This is a genomic window from Sinorhizobium fredii USDA 205 (assembly GCF_001461695.1).
Taxonomy (GTDB): Bacteria; Pseudomonadota; Alphaproteobacteria; order Rhizobiales; family Rhizobiaceae; genus Sinorhizobium; species Sinorhizobium fredii.
Map to the genome: position 1 here is coordinate 53,408 of NZ_AUTC01000024.1, position 20,000 is coordinate 73,407.

16 protein-coding genes and 1 pseudogene are annotated in these 20,000 nt (G+C 62.1%); 9 read left to right on the plus strand and 8 right to left on the minus strand.

Annotated features, from left to right (window positions below):
- Nucleotides 1–42: 42 nt before the first annotated feature.
- The 7 genes from N181_RS03505 to N181_RS03535 all read right to left on the minus strand — a co-directional run bounded on the left by N181_RS03505 (nucleotide 43) and on the right by N181_RS03535 (nucleotide 8,443).
- A complete protein-coding gene (locus N181_RS03505) occupies nucleotides 43–1,263 on the minus strand; it encodes a DUF2333 family protein (RefSeq protein ID WP_014329163.1) in 1,221 nt (406 codons plus the stop codon).
- A gap of 3 nt (nucleotides 1,264–1,266) precedes the next feature.
- Complete coding sequence (locus N181_RS03510) at nucleotides 1,267–2,556, minus strand: DUF6638 family protein (RefSeq protein ID WP_037396098.1); 1,290 nt, start codon at nucleotides 2,554–2,556, stop codon at nucleotides 1,267–1,269.
- 192 nt (nucleotides 2,557–2,748) lie between these two features.
- On the minus strand, nucleotides 2,749–3,156 hold the full coding sequence (locus N181_RS03515; RefSeq protein WP_014329165.1) for an endonuclease domain-containing protein: 408 nt from the start codon (nucleotides 3,154–3,156) through the stop codon (nucleotides 2,749–2,751).
- 268 nt (nucleotides 3,157–3,424) lie between these two features.
- Nucleotides 3,425–5,341 carry an AAA family ATPase gene (locus N181_RS03520; protein WP_060563241.1) on the minus strand — a complete coding sequence of 639 codons (1,917 nt, stop codon included), beginning with the start codon at nucleotides 5,339–5,341 and terminating at the stop codon, nucleotides 3,425–3,427.
- A 1-nt stretch (nucleotide 5,342) separates the two neighbouring features.
- Nucleotides 5,343–6,491, minus strand: coding sequence for a hypothetical protein (locus N181_RS03525; protein ID WP_037396081.1), 1,149 nt, complete (start codon nucleotides 6,489–6,491; stop codon nucleotides 5,343–5,345).
- A gap of 61 nt (nucleotides 6,492–6,552) precedes the next feature.
- Nucleotides 6,553–7,641 carry a hypothetical protein gene (locus N181_RS03530; protein ID WP_037396079.1) on the minus strand — a complete coding sequence of 363 codons (1,089 nt, stop codon included), beginning with the start codon at nucleotides 7,639–7,641 and terminating at the stop codon, nucleotides 6,553–6,555.
- A 214-nt stretch (nucleotides 7,642–7,855) separates the two neighbouring features.
- On the minus strand, nucleotides 7,856–8,443 hold the full coding sequence (locus N181_RS03535; protein WP_037396078.1) for a thymidine kinase: 588 nt from the start codon (nucleotides 8,441–8,443) through the stop codon (nucleotides 7,856–7,858).
- A gap of 283 nt (nucleotides 8,444–8,726) precedes the next feature.
- On the opposite strand from N181_RS03535, the gene N181_RS03540 reads away from it, so the two are divergent.
- The 8 genes and pseudogenes from N181_RS03540 to N181_RS03575 all read left to right on the plus strand — a co-directional run bounded on the left by N181_RS03540 (nucleotide 8,727) and on the right by N181_RS03575 (nucleotide 17,275).
- Nucleotides 8,727–9,683, plus strand: a complete 957-nt coding sequence (locus N181_RS03540; protein ID WP_037396076.1) for a choline ABC transporter substrate-binding protein — start codon at nucleotides 8,727–8,729, stop codon at nucleotides 9,681–9,683.
- 183 nt (nucleotides 9,684–9,866) lie between these two features.
- Nucleotides 9,867–10,712, plus strand: a complete 846-nt coding sequence (choW, locus tag N181_RS03545; RefSeq protein ID WP_037396090.1) for a choline ABC transporter permease subunit — start codon at nucleotides 9,867–9,869, stop codon at nucleotides 10,710–10,712.
- Nucleotides 10,709–11,758, plus strand: a complete 1,050-nt coding sequence (gene choV / locus N181_RS03550; protein ID WP_014329172.1) for a choline ABC transporter ATP-binding protein — start codon at nucleotides 10,709–10,711, stop codon at nucleotides 11,756–11,758. The genes choW and choV overlap by 4 nt, the downstream gene beginning before the upstream one ends.
- A gap of 83 nt (nucleotides 11,759–11,841) precedes the next feature.
- Nucleotides 11,842–12,584, plus strand: a pseudogene (locus N181_RS03555) (HugZ family pyridoxamine 5'-phosphate oxidase).
- A gap of 119 nt (nucleotides 12,585–12,703) precedes the next feature.
- Nucleotides 12,704–13,048, plus strand: coding sequence for an ArsR/SmtB family transcription factor (locus N181_RS03560; protein ID WP_014329174.1), 345 nt, complete (start codon nucleotides 12,704–12,706; stop codon nucleotides 13,046–13,048).
- 203 nt (nucleotides 13,049–13,251) lie between these two features.
- Entirely contained in the window at nucleotides 13,252–14,580 is a 1,329-nt protein-coding gene (gene aptA, locus N181_RS03565) for an omega-aminotransferase AptA (RefSeq protein WP_037396071.1), read from the plus strand.
- Between the two features lie 89 nt (nucleotides 14,581–14,669).
- Nucleotides 14,670–16,367: an adenine deaminase gene (gene ade, locus N181_RS03570; RefSeq protein ID WP_037396069.1), complete on the plus strand. Its 1,698-nt coding sequence runs from the start codon at nucleotides 14,670–14,672 to the stop codon at nucleotides 16,365–16,367.
- Between the two features lie 239 nt (nucleotides 16,368–16,606).
- Nucleotides 16,607–17,275 (plus strand): hypothetical protein, encoded by a 669-nt coding sequence (locus tag N181_RS03575; RefSeq protein WP_037396067.1) that lies wholly within the window; start codon nucleotides 16,607–16,609, stop codon nucleotides 17,273–17,275.
- On the opposite strand, the gene bglA is transcribed toward N181_RS03575, so the two are convergent.
- On the minus strand, nucleotides 17,255–18,928 hold the full coding sequence (gene bglA / locus N181_RS03580; RefSeq protein ID WP_037396066.1) for a beta-galactosidase BglA: 1,674 nt from the start codon (nucleotides 18,926–18,928) through the stop codon (nucleotides 17,255–17,257). The two genes, N181_RS03575 and bglA, sit on opposite strands and share 21 nt — an antisense overlap.
- A 141-nt stretch (nucleotides 18,929–19,069) precedes the next feature.
- On the opposite strand from bglA, the gene N181_RS03585 reads away from it, so the two are divergent.
- Nucleotides 19,070–19,990 (plus strand): sugar kinase, encoded by a 921-nt coding sequence (locus N181_RS03585; protein WP_037396064.1) that lies wholly within the window; start codon nucleotides 19,070–19,072, stop codon nucleotides 19,988–19,990.
- The last annotated feature ends 10 nt before the right edge of the window (nucleotides 19,991–20,000 follow it).

The following is a 20,000-nucleotide window of genomic DNA, read 5'->3' on the forward strand; positions in this document are numbered from 1 at the left end:
TGCACGCTTCGTTTCTTTGCGCTTACGCTGCCATGCCGTCCGTCAACGGGCAAGGATGTCGCGCATCTCCACGAGGTTGGACCGCACGCGGAGAATGTAAAATCCCATCGTCGCCAGATGCGTCGGCATGATCCAGCCGTCCTCGCGGCCGTTCGAGATGATGAGCGGCTGGATGCGGAGCGCCGAGCGAAGCTGCTTCATCGTTTCCGTGTAGATCGGAGACAGGCCGCGCTGCGCGACGACGTTCTGGAAATCGGCGCCGGCCGCGGAGAGGATGCCGTAGTAGCCGTAAAGCTGACCGAAGGCGAACCAGAAGCGGTCGTCGGCGCGCGTATCGAACCAGCCGCCATTGTGGAATTCCGAACGCTCGCGGATGATCGCCGAGGTGTTGCCAAGGTCATTGGCAATACGGTCGAGGAACTCCACCATATTGTCGGACCGGCCGTCGAAGATCGCCTCGCACTTGCCGAGCGAAACATTGAATTTCCGGAGATCGCGCATCGCGGCGCGATAGAAACTTGGGGTCGGGGTCTTCGGACCGAAAGGATTGAGGCCGAAATACCAGGTTTCTTCGTCGAACTGGATGTTGCCGCGGGCACTTTGCAGGTCGTTGTTGACGCCGGACGTGCCGCGCACCCGGCCAAGCGAGTCGACCAGCTCGACAGTGGTGCGGCGCACCGCCTGGTTGATGCCGCGCTGGAACGACGCCTGGTTGTCGAGCCAGGGCGTGTCGTCCCAGTCGAGCCCGAACAGCCCGAGCTTGTAGGCGAGCATCGAGGAGATCCAGGCGTTCTGGTTGACGTTAAGGTCGATGAGATCGGCCGCCACATCGACCACCGCCGAAGTCTGGCAGACCGTGCCGGCCGGCAGCTGCGCCATATCGAGCGCTTCGGTCGTCGACGCGTCGGAGGGGGCCACTACGGCGGCCTGGCTGGCAGGCGCCGCGCTACCGGATTGTCCCGTCGTGGCGCCGGGGCCGCTGATCGGCGACCCGGCCGGCACCTTGCGCTGGGACAGCTTGTAACGATCAACGTAATCCGGATCGAAATTGGTCCAGGCCTGCGTTTGCCAGACGAAGTAGCCGTAGAAGAAGACCAGCGCGAGCAGCACCAGGCCGATAGGGCCCTTGATGATCCAGCTCCTTCCTCGATACCAGTTGCCGAGCGCCACGAAGGGCCAGAGGAGCCAGGCAACCGCCAGGCCTATGCCGCGGCCGATCGCCGTGAACACGCGCTGAAAAAACACAACGATCGGATCGAGCATGTTCTATTCCTCTTTGAGACCGTAAAGCCTGTGGCGGAAGGCGGCCTTGTCTTTCAGATATGTGCCCGTCAGTGTTGCCACAACATATTCGCGAAACTTTTCGCCGTAGTGCTCGTAGGCACCATAAAAGCCTTGCTTATCGAACACGAAGCGCGACACGAAGTCGCGCGGCACGAGCTGTGAGATGAGCTGGTTGACCAGCCATTTGTCCGGATGGTCGGGCGCAGCCCGCACCAGCAGGAAGCGGTTTTCGGGGGCGATCTCCTGCATCTTGATCGTGCCCGTCGCAGCGATCGCCCGCGTGATTTCCTGCAGGAACGGATAGGTGCCGTCGCGCGCCACCAGCGCGGCATTGCGATGGATCCAGGTCTGCAGCCAGATCCGGTCGGCATTGAGGAGATCGGCGTCCGGATCGGCTTCGTTGATCAGCCCGCGGATAGCCATGTCCGCCCGGTGCTGGAACAGGCCCGATTCCTGCACCCAGGAGGCCTGCGGCAATTGCAGCCGGTTGGTCGACGCCAGGAAATCGTAGATGCGTGCGTGATCGCTGATGGCGATATAGCTCACCTGCCAGGGCCGCGAGCGCCGGAAGCCTGGCACCGAAGGATCGCAGATCACCGTCGTCGTCTTCTGGTCGAGAAAGACATAGACGCCGCCGAAATGATTGGCCCAGAAAGCCTCGTGCCGGAAGACCAGCTCCTCGGGGACGAGTGCATTCTGACGGATGTCGCCGGTCAACTTGGCAAGTTCCACCATCCGGTCCAGCATCGCGTCGTCGGACCAGGCGGTCGGCACCTTCTTCAGCCGATCCACGAGCTCCCGGAGCTCCGCCGCCTTGCCGAGCATGTCCTCGGCGGAAAGCACCCGGAAGCGGACCTCGTTGATCGACAGGAGATCGTCGATGTCCTCGACCACCGACACCGAATCCTCGATCTCGCCGTAAAGCGCGTCCTTGATCGTGACGGCGTTGATCGCGCGCATGTTGGCGTTGAAGAACTCGTGCATCAGCGCCGCGGTGTTGGAAAAGCTCGTATGGACGACCGGCAGTTCCGCCTGGGCGGGCGTCAGGACGATGAAGCGCCGGTTGACCCGGTTCGGATCGAGATAGTCGCGGTCTCCCAGCTCCTGAGCGATCTCCGGCGAGAAGCCGGTCATATCGATGCTGAATCGCTCGAGCGCCGTCGACTTCAACCCGAAGCCTTCGAGCGCCTTGTTATAGCGCGCGACGAGGTGCGGCTCGGAAACGTCGAGCAGCCGCCCATAGATGAGCTCGGCTTCGAGGAGACGTTTCATGCGGAAATTCTCCGGGGCGCGGCGCGGGGCACGCTCTGCCCCTCACCCTGGCCCTCTCCCCGCTCGCGGGGAGGGGGGATGCTGCAGCGTTGATTCGCGCCGGTCAATTCGCCCACGGGGCCACGTCCCCTCTCCCCGCGAGCGGGGAGAGGGCTAGGGTGAGGGGCAGAGGGCGCGACAAATCCCGATACGTCAACCATCTCTTCCACCCGCCGGAATGAACGTTAAATCCACTGCACTCACCTCAGCCGTCAGACGCCTCTCCAGAATGGCGACGATTGTTTCAAGAACGGAGGCCCGATCGTTGAATATGTGCATGTTCCAGAAGCGAGCCACGCTCCAATCGTTCAGGAGCATGTACTTATCACGCGCAGCATCGCGGCTACTCTCGGCGTGCTGGCTGCCGTCTACTTCAACGACCAGACGCTCGTCGCGGCAAGCGAAATCAGCGAAATACGGCCCGATCGGGAGTTGCCGAACGAACTTGAAGCCGTTGAGACGCCTGTCTCGCAGTTCCGACCACAGGATCGACTCTGCGTCGTTGTCGCCTTGTCTGAGATCTCTGGCGCGCTGCGTCCGGCTTTCGTTGGCTCCTCTCATTGGCGCCTCGCAGCCGGAGAGTTGCCCCTCACCCTAGCCCTCTCCCCGCTCGCGGGGAGAGGGGACGAGGTCCGCGTTCGCGCCTCACCCATTTCCATCGCTGTCGGCACATCGGGTCTTTCGTGGAGAACGCGAGAAACGGATATTTGTGGCAGGAACCTGCGCTGTCCTGCCCAGCGATGTCCCCTCTCCCCGCGAGCGGGGAGAGGGCTAGGGTGAGGGGCAAAGCCCAAGGCGCTAACAAAGCCCAAGGCAACAAGGCAATCAATCATCCCTGCCACCTGCCCTCGCGCTTCATCGTCTCGATCTCGCGGATCGCCTTCTCGCGCTGGCGCTCGCGGCGGATGATCTCGGCGATGGCGGCGTCATCCGACTTGTCGGTGTAGCGGAATTCGCTGTCGGCGTAGCGGTTGATTTCCTGCAGCACCATGTCGATGGTGATCGGGCCGCGCAGTTCCTCGATCATCGCCTTCTTCTCGTCGTAGGACTTGTGCATGAAGGAACCTGCGTCCCTGAACCAGTCGTCCGGCAGCTCGACGTCCATCGCCCGCATCTTGATCGCGTCGGTGATGTTGCGGATCGCCCGGCCGGTGAAGCGGGGTTCCGCCTCCTTGATCATGTGCAGATAGGCGCCGACATCGGCGAGCGAGGCGATCTTGCCCTTCTCCTTCTCGTAACGCTCCCAGACGGTGGCGAGGCCCTCCTCCTGCGGCCGCGCATGCGCCGCGTAGGATTGCGACACGGCGCGCTTGATTTCCTGGCCGGCAAAGAGGTCGTGCTGACCGAGCGGGATCTTGTGGTTCTTGCCGACCAGCAGCGCGAAAATGTCGATGTAATCACCTTCCGTCTGTGGCCCGTCGACCAGCCAGCGCGCGCCGGCCCGCTGGCGGAGTGCATCGTCGACATTCTCCGGGTAGTTGGAGAACATGCCGAAGGTGCAATTGCCGCGCACCACGGTCGAGGCACCGGCAAAACTCTCCATCAGCACCGCCGTCACCTCGTGCTGGCCGGCCGAGGCGCGGTCGTCGGAGCGCTTCGCCGTCACCTGGTCGACATCGTCGATCGTGCCGAATCCGATCGCCCGCGGGTTGATGACGTTGTTGACGAACTCCTTGCAGTTCTGGCCCGATTTGCCCTGGTAGGAGGATATCTGGTCGACGCCGAAGTTCTCGTAGTGGAAGGCATAGCCGGCGACGCCGCAATAGTCGTGCAGCATGCCGGCAAGCATCTGGATCAATATGGTCTTGCCGGTGCCCGGCATGCCGTCGCCGATGAAAGTGAAGAGGAAGCCGCCGAGTTCGACGAAGGGATTCATCTGCCGGTCGAAGTCGTAGGCCATCAGCATCTTGGCAAGCTTCAGCGCCTGATACTTGGCGATGTGGTTGCCGATGATCTCGTCCGGCTTCTTGAAGGTCATCACCAGGGGTTTACGCTTCTGCCCGGGTGCGACATCGAAACCGTTCAAGGTGAAATCGTCCTGGTCTAGCCGGAGGTGGACGTTCTCGAAGTTCTGCAGCCCGCTGAAGCGCGCCTTGCGCGCGAGCAGGCCCTCGATCGCGACGCGGGAGAAGGCGCGGGCGCGGGCCGTCAGGGCAAGATCGTCCGGGGCGCCAGCAATGCTCCTGTCGAGTGCGGCGACCATGCTTTTCAACGCGTCCTGCGGCGTGTCGAAGAGGAAGTCCGGCTCGGCGGCATCGTCGACCGGCTCCCCCTCCCCCTGCAGCGTCGCGCCGAGATAGGCGGCCAGCGTGAAAGCGGCGACATAGGCGGCTGCCGAAAGCAGCGCCTTGAAATGGCTCGCGTCTTCGCCGGCAAGCGGGGTGGCGGCATTGCGCGCCTGCAATTGTTCGAGGTTCGTCTGCCGCGCGAACACGTCCGCCACCGCCAGCGCCACCTGGATGCCGCGCCGCGTGCGGTAGAGGACGCCATGCTGTGCCGGCGACAGCAGCGGATCGGCACCGCGCACCGTTTGGATCGTCCGGGCGAGCTCCACCTCGCGAGTGCGGCGCTGGCCGCCGGTCGAGACGCTCGAAACGAAGCGGCGGCCGGTGCCCGCAAGCGGCGTGCCCGCCGAAGGCTCGTCCCGCTCGAGGAGGGCGAGCTTAGTCACCAGGCTCTGCGCCACCGCCTGATGTTTGGCGATGTCGTCCTCGTGCAGCGTCGTCAGGCCCGTATTCAGCGTCATCTCAAACCTCGCTTACCACCTGGTTGCCGGAGATCACATGCACCTTGTAGTCGCCGAAAACCTGCGTCGCCTCGCCGGCCGCGTAGAGCGCCTGGTAGGCATCGTGCGGCACCAGCGCATGTTTCTCATAAGCGCTGACGCCCATGCGCGCCGCCTCGAGGTTGTCGGTATCGATGTGAAACTCTTCCTGCGCCGGCGTCGAGGACCAGAAGCCGCGCTCGGCGGGGCGCTCGGCCTTGGAGAAGACCTCCTGCACCGTCCAGGTCAAGAGCCAGGCATTCTCCGTCTTGCGCACCTTCGAGAGGATGTCGTTGATCCTGGCATTGTTCTCGGTGATGCCGGCCGAATAGAACGGCCCGAGGACGATGCGCCTCAATTGCTTCGGATGCAGTTCCGGAAAATCCTTGTCGAGATTGGTGGCGATCGTCACGGGGGTGAGCGAATAGGCGCTGTTCTTCGAGGCGAAATCGTCGAAACGGCTTGCAAGCTCTGGATTGAGCAGTCCGCCGACCGGCAGGGGGATCTCGATCTCCAGATTGAGCTTGCCGTCCTCGGTTACCAGCATCTCGACGATATTTTCCGAAGAGTCCTCGATCGTCGCCATGTAGATCAGCGGAAGCGTCTGCGTGCCGTCAAAGGCCCCCCAGGCAACGACGTAATAGGGCCGCATCGTCTTCGGATTGACGGCGACCCGGATCGTCTGCGGCAGGATGAAGGGCGAGAAGATGTCACCCTTGCCGATCTGCTCGAGATAGAGCCGCTCCGCCATGCGGGCCTGCAATGCCTCCGGAAAGGCCTTCTGCCGCAGGATGAAATCGACCATTTCCTCGCGCAGCGCATCGGCGGGCGGGATGCTCGCCAGTCGCTTCTCGGCGCTCTGCCGGTCGTTCTCGAGCTCCAGCACATTCTGGAACACCGGAAAGCCGCTCTCGGCGCGCGAGATCCGGAAGTGCTCGACGAAGCCTATGCGGTTTTCCCAGCAGGCGACCGACGCCTTCAGCCGCGCCAGATACGGAACGATGACTTCACCAACGACCGTGTTGCGATAGAGCGGCGAATTGCGGTCGCCGAGGAATAGTTCGAGCCCCGCCAGCGCGGCCCGGATCGAGGTGAAATATTGCCTGACGGCGGGGGAGACGGCTGTATTCATTGAAACCCCTCCGGCAAATGCCGAAAGGCGGTCGGAAAGCTGGTCATTGCCGCCTTGCCGATCACTGCTTCACGTAGTTTGCGGCATTGTGCTTGTCCATCACCGTCTGGAAGCGACGGGCAAAGGCGTCGTCGGCCAGTTTCTTGCGCCGCTGGATATCCTGCGTCGCAAGCATGTTCTTTTCATGCATCTCGAGCAGATCGCCGATATGGCGCTGGGCCGCGGCGCCAATTCCAGCCATCGTTTCCTCGGCGGCGGTGTCGACCTGGCTGCCGAGCGTGTTGATCTTGTGCGCCACATCCTGCTGTGCCGCCGTCTTCAGCGAATCCTCCAGCGACTTGTAGAGCACGATGCGCTGTTCGGTATCGATCGTCAGCTTGTTGATCAGCGTGTTCTGCGCGGCGATCTGGTTGTTGAGCGAATCGACGAAGGTCTGGAACATCGCGGTGTAGCGCTCGAGCGTCTGGCTCTCGGCGAGCAGTTCCTGTTCCTTGGCCTGCTTCTCGTTATATTCGGTAGCGAGACGCGAACGCTCCGCCTCGAGATCGGTACGGGTCGTCTGATCCGTGGAAGCCGCGATCCGGTTCTCGATGTCGAGCAGCAGCGGATTGAGCTCCTCGATGCGCTTCTGTGTCTCCACGAGCGCAGCCATCGTACCTTTGCGGCGCTCGATCACCTGGATGAGGCTCTGCTCGGACGTCTTGTAGCGCTGATCGAGGATCGCCTTCTGCTCCTTGAGGATGCCGACGATGGTGTCGGACTTGACGAGCAGCTCCTGGAGATTGCCGGCGAGCGACATGTTGCGCACCCGGTCGGTACGCATGCGCTGCATCGACTGCTTGGAGAAGAAGCCGACGAACTTCTCGTAGCCGGTGTAGCTCTTCATGCTCTCGAACTCGGCACCGAAAACGTTCGTCGCATCTTCAAGCCCGATGATCAGATCGGCGATATTGGCTTCCATCGCCTTCTGCTGCTTGAGGACGTCCTGGATGCGGGCGTTTTCGATGTCGAAATTGACGTCGCCGAGCTTGGTGTCCGCCTTGGCGAACTGCTCGAGGACGACGCCTGACTGTTCGAGCTTGCCGCGCATCTCGTCGACGACGCTCCGCGTCTTGGCGATCTCGGCGTCAAAATTCTGAAGAGTAGCCATTTCCTATCCCCTTCGTCCATCCGGGCATCGCGCCCGTGAACCAAACTGCTCAGCCCTTGATTGCACTTATATAAAGGGTGTTTAGCAGGTCAGGACAAGAGACGCCGACGGGCTTTTTTCAACCGGCCGGGACGACTCCGTTCAATGGCCGGCAGCGCAGCGACGACGAAGGATCGCATCGTTGGGACTCCTGTTGAGGGGACGGCATGTCGTCTCAACCGTCGCGCATCCGGTCTTCCCAATGCCGCCGGCAGTAGGACACGTATTTCTCATTGCCGCCGACATCGACCTGCGCGCCCTCGCGCACGACATTGCCGTCGCCGTCGAGACGCACGACCATGGTCGCCTTGCGTCCGCAATGGCAGATCGTCCTGACCTCGCGCAGCTCGTCGGCGAGCGCAAGCAAAGCCATGGAGCCGGGAAAAAGCTTCCCCTGAAAGTCCGTTCTGAGGCCATAGGCCATGACCGGAATGCCGAGGCGGTCGGCGACGCGCGCGAGCTGCCAGACCTGGTCCTCGTCGAGGAATTGCGCCTCGTCGACGAAAACGCAGGCAATCTCGCCGGAACCGTCGTTGTTCAGGCGTTCGATGAGGCCGTAAAGATCGTCGCCGCCATGGAACGGGATCCCGTCCGATTTAAGCCCGATGCGCGATGCGATTCGTCCGGTACCAGCCCGATCGTCGAAGGCGGCGATCAGCATCACGACGCGCATGCCGCGCTCCTGATAGTTGTAGGCGGCCTGCAGGAGCAGCGTGCTCTTGCCGGCATTCATCGTCGCATAGCTGAAATAGAGCTTGGCCATGGTCACGGTTCCCAGACGTGGTGCCCCCGCTAAATGACGAGGCTTGCGCGCAATGACCAGAGCGCGGAGACGCCACCCACAGATTTTCAGCCGGACTGCCTTCGCTCCACGGCTGCACGATGAGTACTGACGATCGTCATTTCGTGGCCATTGCGACATTCGGCGTCGCTCTGTGCATCCCCTCAGCGGATTGAGGCAATACACTTCCCTCGCGCCAAGGCCTTGAATTCGGGGCGCATTGGTGTTTGGCTAAAAAAAGAACACAGGCAGGGGAACGATAACGATGACAAGGACATTCTCACTCAAATTCATGCTGGCGGGGGCCATCTGCATGGCGGCCTTGAGCGCGGGCAATGCGGCCGCGGCCGAGGCGGAAAGCTGCGGCACCGTCCGCTTCTCCGACGTCGGCTGGACGGACATCACCGCAACGACCGCGACGGCAACCACCCTTCTCAAGGCGCTCGGCTATGAGACGGACGTCAAGGTGCTTTCGGTCCCCGTTACCTACACGTCCCTGAAGAACAAGGATATCGACGTCTTCCTCGGCAACTGGATGCCGACGATGGAAGCCGACATCGCGCCCTATCGCGACGACAAGTCGGTCGAGACCGTCCGCCAAAATCTCGAAGGCGCCAAATACACGCTGGCGACCAACGCCAAGGGCGCTGAACTCGGTATCAAGGACTTCAAGGACATCGCCGCCCAAAAGGATGCGCTCGAAGGCAAGATCTACGGGATCGAGCCCGGCAACGACGGCAACCGCCTGATCATCGACATGGTCGAGAAGAGTATGTTCGATCTCAAGGGCTTCGAAGTCGTCGAATCCTCCGAGCAGGGCATGCTGGCGCAGGTGGCGCGCGCCGAGAAGGATGGCGAGCCTATCGTCTTCCTCGGCTGGGAGCCGCATCCGATGAACGCCAACTTCAAGCTGACCTATCTTTCCGGCGGCGATGACGTCTTCGGCCCGAACTTCGGCGGCGCCACCGTGCACACCAATGTGCGCGCCGGTTACACGACCGAATGCCCGAATGTCGGCGCCTTGCTCAAGAACCTGAACTTCTCGCTCCAGATGGAGAACGAGATCATGGGCAAGATCCTGAACGACGGCGAAGATCCGGAGAAGGCGGCTGCCGCCTGGCTCAAGGACAACCCCTCCGCCATCGAGCCCTGGCTTGCCGGCGTGACCACCAAGGATGGTGGCGAAGGACTGGCTGCGGTGAAGACCGAGCTCGGTCTCTGATTGCCGTAGCGCCGCGCGTCCGATAAGGCGCGCAAAGGTCGCTGCAGCACTCTGAATTGCTGCATGACTCTCCTGAATCGGCTCTGATTGAAGGAAACATGCAGTCGGGCGGGGAAACTCCCCGCCTTTTTCCACCGCTTCATGCGATCCAAGTGTTTGACCCTGACAAGAGGGATCCAGTTCGTGGAATTTCTGACAGAAAATCGCATCCCGATCGGCGGCTGGGCTAAAGCGTTCGTCGACTGGCTGACAACGAATTTCGAGCTGTTCTTCGACCAGCTTGCAAATCTGCTCTCGGGCATCATTTCCGTCCTGCTCTACATCCTCCAGACGCCGCACCCGCTCATCGTCATCGTAATCGTGACCGCCCTTGCGTGGTGGTTCCGCCGTTCCATCGGCATCGCCGCCTTTACCTGTCTTGGGCTGCTCCTGATCGTCAATCAGGGCTACTGGCAGGAAACCACGGAGACGCTGGCGCTGGTGCTCGCGGCGAGCTTCGTCAGCATGGCCGTCGGGGTGCCCCTTGGCATCGTGGCTGCGCGGCGTGCCTGGGTTTACTCGATCATGCGGCCGATCCTCGACCTGATGCAGACGATCCCGACCTTCGTCTACCTCATTCCGGCGCTGATCCTCTTCGGTCTCGGCATGGTGCCCGGGCTGATCGCCACCGTCATTTTCGCCATTCCCGCGCCGATCCGCCTGACGCGCCTCGGCATCATCTCGACGCCGCCGTCGCTGGTCGAGGCGGCCGAATCCTTCGGCGCCACGCCATGGCAGGTGCTGCGCAAGGTCGAGATTCCCTTCGCGATGCCGCAAATCATGGCGGGGCTGACGCAGACGATCATGCTGTCGCTGTCGATGGTGGTCATTGCGGCACTCGTCGGTGCCGACGGCCTCGGCGTGCCTGTCCTTCGGGCGCTGAACACCGTCAATATCGCCAGGGGGTTCGAGTCCGGACTCTGTATCGTCATCCTGGCCATCGTTCTTGATCGTCTTTTCCGCACGTCCGACGAAGGAGAAGGCGCATGACCGAAGCCGTCGTTTTCAAGAATGTCGACATCATCTTCGGCAAGAACCCGCAGCCGGCCCTGCAGATGGTCGATCAGGGCAAGACCCGCGACGAGATCGGTGCTGCCACCGGCCTGGTGCTCGGCGTTGCCGGCGCCTCGCTGGCCATCCACGAAGGCGAGATCCTCGTGCTGATGGGCCTGTCCGGCTCCGGCAAATCGACGCTGTTGAGAGCCGTCAACGGCCTAGCCCCGGTGGTGCGCGGCGAGGTCGAAGTCAAGACGCCGACCGGATCGCTGAACCCCTATCGATGCAATGCCAAAGCCTTGCGCGACTTCCGCATGCACACCGTGTCGATGGTGTTCCAGCAGTTCGCCCTGCTTCCCTGGCGGACGGTTGCCGACAATGTCGGTTTCGGCCTCGAACTGGCCGGGGTTGGCGATGCGGAGCGAAAGAAGCGCGTCGGCGAGCAGCTTGAACTTGTCAATCTGACCAAGTGGGCAGACCGCAAGGTGAACGAGCTTTCGGGCGGCATGCAGCAGCGGGTCGGCCTTGCGCGGGCTTTCGCCACCGGCGCCCCGATCCTGCTGATGGACGAGCCGTTCTCGGCCCTCGACCCGCTGATCCGGACGCGCCTGCAGGACGAGCTGCTCGAATTCCAGCGGCGGCTGAAGAAGACGATCATCTTCGTCAGCCACGATCTCGACGAGGCCTTCCGCATCGGCAATCGCATCGCCATCATGGAGGGCGGGCGGATCATCCAGTGCGGCACGCCGCAGGAGATCGTCAAGAACCCCGCCAACCAATACGTGGCCGACTTCGTCCAGCACATGAACCCGATCACCATGCTGACGGCGAAGGACGTCATGCAGACCGGCGTCGGGCGGACCGCTGCCAGTACTGGCGTGACGGCAACCGCCAAACCGACGACGCCGCTCGTCGACATCCTCGACGCCATGTCCCGCCAGCCGGGCAGCATCGGCGTCGTCGATAACGGCGCAGTGGTCGGCACCATCGACGCGCAAAACATCGTCGAAGGTTTGACGCGACACCGCAGCAAAGATTGACGCGCAAAACTGCGGGGTTCAAAAGAAGCCTGGAGTAGCTGCTCCAGGCTTTTTCATTCGGGCTCGAGGCGAGGAAGCGCACCATGAGCGACAAACCGAACGTCCTGCGTGAGACCGACGACGAAGCGCGCCAGCTTGCCCGAGTGTTGCTCCGGTCGGCGCGCAGCGGCGCGCTGGCTGTGCTCGAACCTGAAGGTAATGGCTTCCCCTTCGTCAGCCGTGCCTTGATCGGCATCGACATTGACGGCGTGCCGGTCATTCTCGTCTCGCGGCTTTCGACCCACACCCAGGCGCTGCTTGCCGACCGGCGCGCATCCCTGCTGACCGGCGAGCCCGGCAAGGGCGATCCCCTCCCCATCCGCGCCTTACCGTGCAGTGCGAGGCCGAGGAGGTTCCGCGCGACAGCGCCGCGCATGGCCGCATCCGCGAACGGTTTCTTCGCCGCCACCCCAAGGCCCGGCTCTATGTCGACTTTCCGGATTTCGGCTTTTTCCGCCTTGTGCCGCTGCGCGCCAGCCTCAATGGCGGCTTCGGCCGCGCCTATGTGCTGACCAACAAGGACCTTGTCATCGCGTCGCCCGCCCTGGCCGCGCTCGCCGAGATGGAAGGCAGCGCCATCGACCACATGAATTCCGATCACCGAGACGCCGTGAAGCATTATGCGGCCGTCCACTGCCGTGCCGGGGATGGCGACTGGAAGATCGTCGGGATTGATGCCGCCGGTGTCGACCTTTCCGACGGAGAGAGATTGCGACGTCTCGACTTCGATGCGGTTATCGAGGACACGGCGCAGTTGCGGCCTGTTTTGAAAAAACTTAACGGTTAATCGACACTTAGCTACCCCCAATTCTTGCAGTGGGTGGTTGCCCTTTTATGCATCACGTCTAATTATCGTGCTTCGTAAAACATAACGACGTGTGATGTAATTCTCGCATGGAGCACGCAATGCAGCCACTTTCGCCTGAAAAACATGAGGAAGCCGAAATAGCAGCTGGTTTCCTCTCGGCCATGGCAAATCCAAAACGCCTGCTCATTCTCGACTCGCTGGTCAAAGAAGAAATGGCGGTAGGCGCATTGGCCAACAAGGTCGGGCTGAGCCAATCGGCTCTTTCCCAGCACCTCTCGAAGTTGCGTGCCCAGAATCTGGTTAGTACCCGACGTGACGCTCAGACGATCTACTATTCGAGCTCGTCCGACTCCGTCATGAAGATTTTGGGCGCACTCTCGGAGATCTACGGCGCAGCCACGAGCGTCGTGATAGAAAAGCCTTTCGTGCGCAAGTCGGCCTGACTCCCAAGACGCCGACAAGAGCTGAATGCCCAAAGCCCCGACGAGCAATCGCGGGGCTTTTTCGTTGAGAAGCGAAAAGCCGCAGGCCGTCGGCAGGCTTGACGCTCACAGGGGCGCTGATAATTTGACCAATGAGTAAAAGATTCCGGAGCCGGTCGGCCGCTCGCGCTGCCCGCCACAGGCTCCGCCGAGGAGAACAGGACATGTCGAACCGTCTGAACACCACCCCGAACGATCTCAGCGCCTTCTGGATGCCGTTCACCGCCAATCGGCAGTTCAAGAAAGAGCCGCGTCTGTTCGTCGGCGCCAAGGACATGTACTACACCACCCATGACGGGCGAACCGTGCTCGATGGAACGGCGGGACTCTGGTGCGTCAATGCCGGTCACTGTCGGCCGAAGATCACCGAGGCAATCCGCGAGCAGGCGGGCGAACTCGACTATGCGCCGGCCTTTCAGCTCGGCCATCCGAAGGCCTTCGAGCTCGCCAACCGGCTCGTCGATATCGCTCCCGAGGGCCTGAACCATGTGCTCTACACCAATTCCGGTTCGGAATCGGTCGATACCGCGCTCAAAGTGGCGCTCGCCTATCACCGCGCCAAGGGCAACGGCTCGCGCTTCCGCCTCATCGGCCGCGAACGCGGCTATCACGGCGTCAACTTCGGCGGCATTTCGGTCGGCGGCATCGTCGCCAACCGCAAGATGTTCGGGACGCTGCTGACCGGCGTCGACCACTTGCCGCACACTCACCTGCCCGCCAAGAACGCATTCACCCGCGGCGAGCCCAAGCATGGCGGCGATCTCGCCAGCGAACTGGAGCGGATCGTCACGCTCCACGACGCCTCGACGATCGCCGCCGTCATCGTCGAGCCGGTCGCCGGCTCCACCGGCGTGCTCATCCCGCCGAAGGGCTATCTCCAGAAGCTGCGCGAAATCTGCACCAAGCACGGTATCCTGCTGATCTTCGACGAGGTGATCACCGGCTACGGCCGCCTCGGCACGCCCTTTGCCGCGCAGTATTTCGACGTGAAGCCGGACATCATCACCACCGCCAAGGGTCTGACCAACGGCGTCATCCCGATGGGCGCGGTGTTCGTCACCTCGGAGATCCACGACGCCTTCATGACCGGGCCCGAACACCTCATCGAGTTCTTCCACGGCTATACCTATTCCGGCAACCCGATCGCTTCAGCCGCAGCACTCGGAACGCTCGACACCTACAAGGAGGAAGGGTTGCTGACGCGCGCCGCAGAACTCGCCTCCTACTGGGAAGAAGCGCTGCATTCGCTGAAAGACTGCCCGCATGTGATCGACATCCGCAATATCGGCCTGATCGGCGCAGTCGAGCTCGAGCCGATCGCCGGAGAGCCGACGAAGCGCGCCTTCTCCGCCTTCCTGAAGGCCTATGAGAAAGGGCTGCTGATCCGCACGACCGGCGACATCATTGCTCTGTCGCCGCCGCTGATCATCGAGAAACACCAGATCGACGAGCTGATCGACAAGCTGCGCGACGTTCTGAAGAACAATATCTGAAAACTCGGCCTCACGCTTCTCGAACCCTTTCCCCGTCCGCGCGGAGAGGGTTATTCTCATCGGGCAAAGCAGAAGGGGCGAGGTGCAGAATGTCCGAGACGCTGGAACGGTTTATCGATCAGGGCGTCGGCCGCGAGCCGGCCGACATCGTGCTCAAGGGCGGGCGGTTCTTCGATCTCGTCACCGGCGAACTCGTCGCGTCCGACGTTGCCATCTCGGGCGATCGGATCGTCGGTACCTGCGGCGCCTACGAGGGCCGCGAGGAGATCGACGTCTCCGGCCGCATCGTCGTCCCCGGCTTCATCGATACGCATCTCCACATCGAGTCCTCGCTTGTGACGCCGCACGAATTCGACCGTTGCGTCCTGCCGCTCGGCATCACCACGGCGATCTGCGATCCGCACGAGATCGCCAATGTACTCGGCACCGAAGGCATCCAGTTTTTCCTGGATTCGGCGATGGAAACCATCATGGACATCCGCGTCCAGCTTTCCTCCTGCGTCCCGGCAACGCATCTGGAAACCGCCGGTGCCGATCTGCCGATCGAGCGGCTGACGCCCTTTCGCCATCACCCGAAGGTGATCGGCCTTGCCGAGTTCATGAATTTCCCCGGCGTCATCCACAAGGACCCGGTCTGCCTCGCCAAGCTCGAAGCCTTTCAGGACGGCCACATCGACGGCCATGCGCCGCTGTTGCGTGGAAAGGAACTGAACGGTTACTTGGCAACCGGCATCCGCACCGACCACGAATGCACCAGCGCCGAGGAGGCCCTCGAGAAGATCCGCAAGGGCATGCACATCCTGGTGCGCGAAGGGTCGGTGTCGAAGGACCTGCATGCCCTGATGCCGATCATCACCGAGCGGCTGTCACCCTACCTGGCGCTCTGCACGGACGACCGCAATCCGCTCGACATCGCCGAGCAGGGCCACATCGACCACATGATCCGCACGGCGATCGCCGCGGGCGTCGAGCCGCTGGCAATCTACCGCGCCGCCTCGATCTCGGCGGCGCGTGCCTTCGGGCTGCGCGACCGCGGTCTGGTTGCGCCCGGCTGGCGCGCCGATCTTGTCATCATCGACAGCCTGGAGAACTGCAAGGCCGAGATGGTCTATTCCGGCGGGAAACGCGTCACCGATGCGCTCTTTGCCCGGCGCAAGCCGGTCGAGCCGGTGGGACTCGACAGCGTCAAGGCGAGTGAGATCAAGCCGGCGGATTTCGCGGTGCCCTACAGCGAGGGCGAGACCTCGGTGATCGGCGTGCTGCCCGGCAAGATCATCACCGAGCATCGTCGCTACCGCCTGCCGGCCGAGGGCAACCAGGCCGGCCCCGATCTCGGCCGCGACATCATCAAGGTTGCCGTCATTGAGCGCCACGGCATCAACGGCAACCATGCCAACGGCTTCGTCCAGGGCTTCGGCCTGAAGAAGGGCGCAATCGCCTCCACTGTCGGACATGACAGCCACAATATCTGCGTCGTCGGCGTCAACGAGGAGGACATGGCGCTGGCCGCAAATCGGCTCGGCGAGATCAAGGGCGGCTTCGTCGTCGTCGAGGACGGCCGGGTGACCGGCGAGATCGCCTTGCCGATCGCCGGCCTGATGAGCATCGAGCCTTACGAGCGGGTGCGCGACATCCTCCACCATCTGCGCCAGGCCGCCTTCGCGCTGGGCGCGACGCTGGAGGAACCCTTCCTGCAGCTCGCCTTCCTGCCGCTGCCGGTGATCCCGCACCTGAAGATTTCGGATCGCGGCCTGGTGGATGTCGACAAGTTCGCGCTGATTGGGTGAGGCTGAAAGGCTGCCTGGCGGCTTGAAAATCCGACGGTCGTCTGGATTTTAACGAATGCGATAAACGGCGCTTTATGTATTCCCGCTATAATGCGCCGATGGAGAACGTCGAAACAGCAATTGCGTCTAGCCGGACAAGCCGCGTATTCCGTTCCGTTCCAACCTATGGGCCATATTTACTTCTACACACCGTGCCCTGGCTATTATTGGCAACGGTACTCCGGACCTATGCAAAGGCGATGCCTGACGCCCTCGCCCTCTTGGGAATGATATTGGTCCAGCTTGCAGTTTTTATTGCGTTTCTTCTCGCTAGTCAGAAAATGATTGAACTGGCAAATGGCTGGACTTCGCTTTCGCGACTCGCATTCAGGGAACAGGTGGTTTTCGGCTGGCGGGTAATCTGGCGGCTTTTGTCGCTGTTTTTCTTGACTGTTTGCGCAGCCAATTTAGCCGGCATCGACAGGTTCGCCGCAGCTCAGCTTTGGTTTGGCTTTGACGGTATTGCTTATCCTTGGTGGCAAGGCCCGCTTCAGCTATGGATCGCCATTGTTTCGATGATCGCGTTCATGCTGGTCGTTGAAAAGGGAATGGATCGCCGGCCCCGTTTCGTCGGCGTTCTACGTGAATTCAGATTTCATGGCCGACACCTCTCGCGCGCGGTCGTTTACAATTGCGCGTTTCTGATAGCCGCGACGTTCCTGCAGACACAGGTCGCAAAGTTGCTCTCGCCATTATTTGATGGCCCCGGCTACGGCCAGACGAAATATCTCGCATTTGTCGCTTGGATCTTAATGTTTTCATACATTCGGCTCTGGGGCATTGTCGCTATCCTGACCTATACTTTACGTGCATCGTATCGGCTGAGGCCGCAGACGACGGCGACATCGTCACCTGCTGGTCCGGTTTGAGAGATTGGACGCCATCCTCCCACAGAATAAATCCAGCGCATCCAGCCGGATTCCACCGTTGCTTATGGTCGCTCCAAAGCCCGGCATCGGCAGCGCCTCGGCAACAACCATGTCGGCGGCAAGCTGAACCGTCTGCGGCTCCCCCGTCAGGTTGAAGACGAAAAGCAGCGTCTCGCTGCCTTTTTTCCTGGTGAAGGCCAACACATCCTGATTGGTGGCAAGAAATGACATGTCGCCATCGAGGAGGGCCGTATGCGCGCGACGGAAAGCGAGCGTCCGGCGGTAATGCTCCAGCACCGACCCCGCGACACCCTCCTGGGTATTGACCGCCAGGACCCGATGGTCATCGCGCACCGGCAGCCAGGGATAGCCGGAGGAGAAGCCTGCATTCGCCTCGTCCCGTTCCCAGACCATTGGCGTCCGGCATCCGTCACGGCCCTTGAAGGCCGGCCAGAATCGGATGCCATAGGGGTCGCGCAACTCCTCATAGGTGAGCTCCGCGTCTGGTAGGCCCAATTCCTCGCCCTGGTAGAGGCAGATCGTTCCGCGCAGGCTGGCGAGCAGCGAGATGGCGAGCTTCGCCACCCGTTCCCGGTCGGCCTCGCGCAGCGCAAAACGGCTGACATGCCGCATCACATCGTGGTTGGAGAAGGCCCAGCAGACCCAGCCATCGGTAACGATCGCCTGGAAGTTCTCGACGCAGCGCCGGACATGGCGTGCCGACAATTCCGGGCCGAGCAGGTCGAAGGTGTAGCACATATGCAGCTTGTCGCCGCCGCTCGTATAGGCGGCAACGGTCTTCAGCGAACGGGCGCCGTCGCCGACCTCGCCGACCGTTGCGCGGCCGCCATATTCGTCGAGCAAGCCCCGCAAGCGCTGTAGGAACGCAACATTCTCAGGCTGGGTCTTGTCGTAATGATGATCCTGCATCCCGTAGGGGTTGACCTCCGGCGCATCATGGCTGGTCGCATCGGGATCCGGGATCAGCGGCGGATTGTCCCGCAAGTGCCGATCGTGGAAATAGTAGTTCACCGTATCGAGCCGGAAGCCGTCGACGCCGCGGTCGAGCCAGAAACGGACGGTGGCGAGCAGCGCCTCCTGGACCGCGGGTTCGTGAAAATTGAGGTCCGGCTGCGACGACAGGAAATTGTGCATGTAATACTGCTTGCGCACACCGTCCCATTCCCAGGCCGGGCCGCCGAAAATCGACAGCCAATTATTCGGCGCCGTGCCGTCCGGCTTCGGATCGGCCCAGACATACCAGTCCGCCTTGGCATTGGTGCGGCTCGAGCGACTTTCGACGAACCAGGGGTGGCGGTCGGAGGTGTGCGAGATTACCTGGTCGATGATGACCTTCAGCCCCAGCCGGTGCGCCTCCCTCATCAAAGCGTCGAAATCGGCAAGCGTGCCGAACATCGGGTCGACGTCGCAATAGTCGGAAACGTCGTAGCCCATATCCGCTTGCGGCGACTTGAAGAACGGCGACAGCCAGATGGCATCGACGCCGAGCGAGGCGACATGCGACAGACGCCGGGTCACACCGTTGAGGTCGCCGATGCCGTCGCCATCCGTGTCCTGGAAAGACCGCGGATAGACCTGATAGACCACCGCGCCGCGCCACCAATCGTCGCCAGACCCCGATTCAATCGCCATCCGCAAACCCCGCCGTTCCAACTGCTCGATGAGAGATGTATCGCCGCGAATTCACCGAGTAAACGGCGCTTGCAACATTCGCTTGCTGCGAGGCCGACAGATCGCTAACCCATGAGCGACGCAAATGGAGGAGAAGCACGAATGGCCGGCAGCATGCTTTCAATCGGCGAATGCATGGTCGAACTGATGCAGGCGGAAGGAGGCATGTTGCGCAAGGGCTATGCCGGCGACACCTTCAATACTACCTATTACGCCCGTCTGTTCGCACCGGCCGGATGGGCCGTCGAGTATCTGACCGCCGTCGGCACCGACGTCGTGTCCGACGAGATGTTGTCATTCATCGAAGGCACCGGGGTCGGCACCGCGCATATCGCCCGGATCGAGGGCCGCATGCCGGGGCTCTACATGATTCACCTCAAGGACGGCGAGCGCAGCTTCTCCTACTGGCGCTCGACCTCGGCAGCCAAGCTGCTCGCCGACGATCCCGAACGGTTGCGGGCGGCGATCGAAAAGGGCGATATCGTCTTCTTCTCCGGAATCACGCTCGCAATCCTTGCCCCGGATGCGGTCGAAACCTTGCTGGCGGAACTGCGGCGGGCAAAGGCGAGCGGCAAGCGTGTCGTCTTCGATCCGAACATCCGCCCGCGCCTTTGGGACGACGCGGTCAGGATGCGGGCGACGCTTGAAGCCGGCGCGCGGGCGGCGACCATGCTGCTGCCAAGCTATGACGACGAGGCAACGCATTTCGGCGATGCGTCCGTCGGCGAGACGATCGAACGCTATCGCGGCCTCGGCGTCAAAGACATTGCCGTCAAGGACGGCGCCAACGGCGTCACGCTGCAGTTCGGCGAAGCCGAGCGCCGGCATGTTCCGGCCGCGTCTGTCTCTCATGTCGTCGACACCACGAGCGCCGGCGACAGCTTCAACGGTTCGTTCCTGGCGCGCCTCGCAGCCGGCGACAATCCGGCCGACGCCGCCGCCTTCGCCGCCCGCGTCGCGGCGGCCGTGATCGGCCATCATGGGGCGCTGGTGGAACGCGAGAAGTTGCCTGAAGCGGATTAAATCGGGAAAA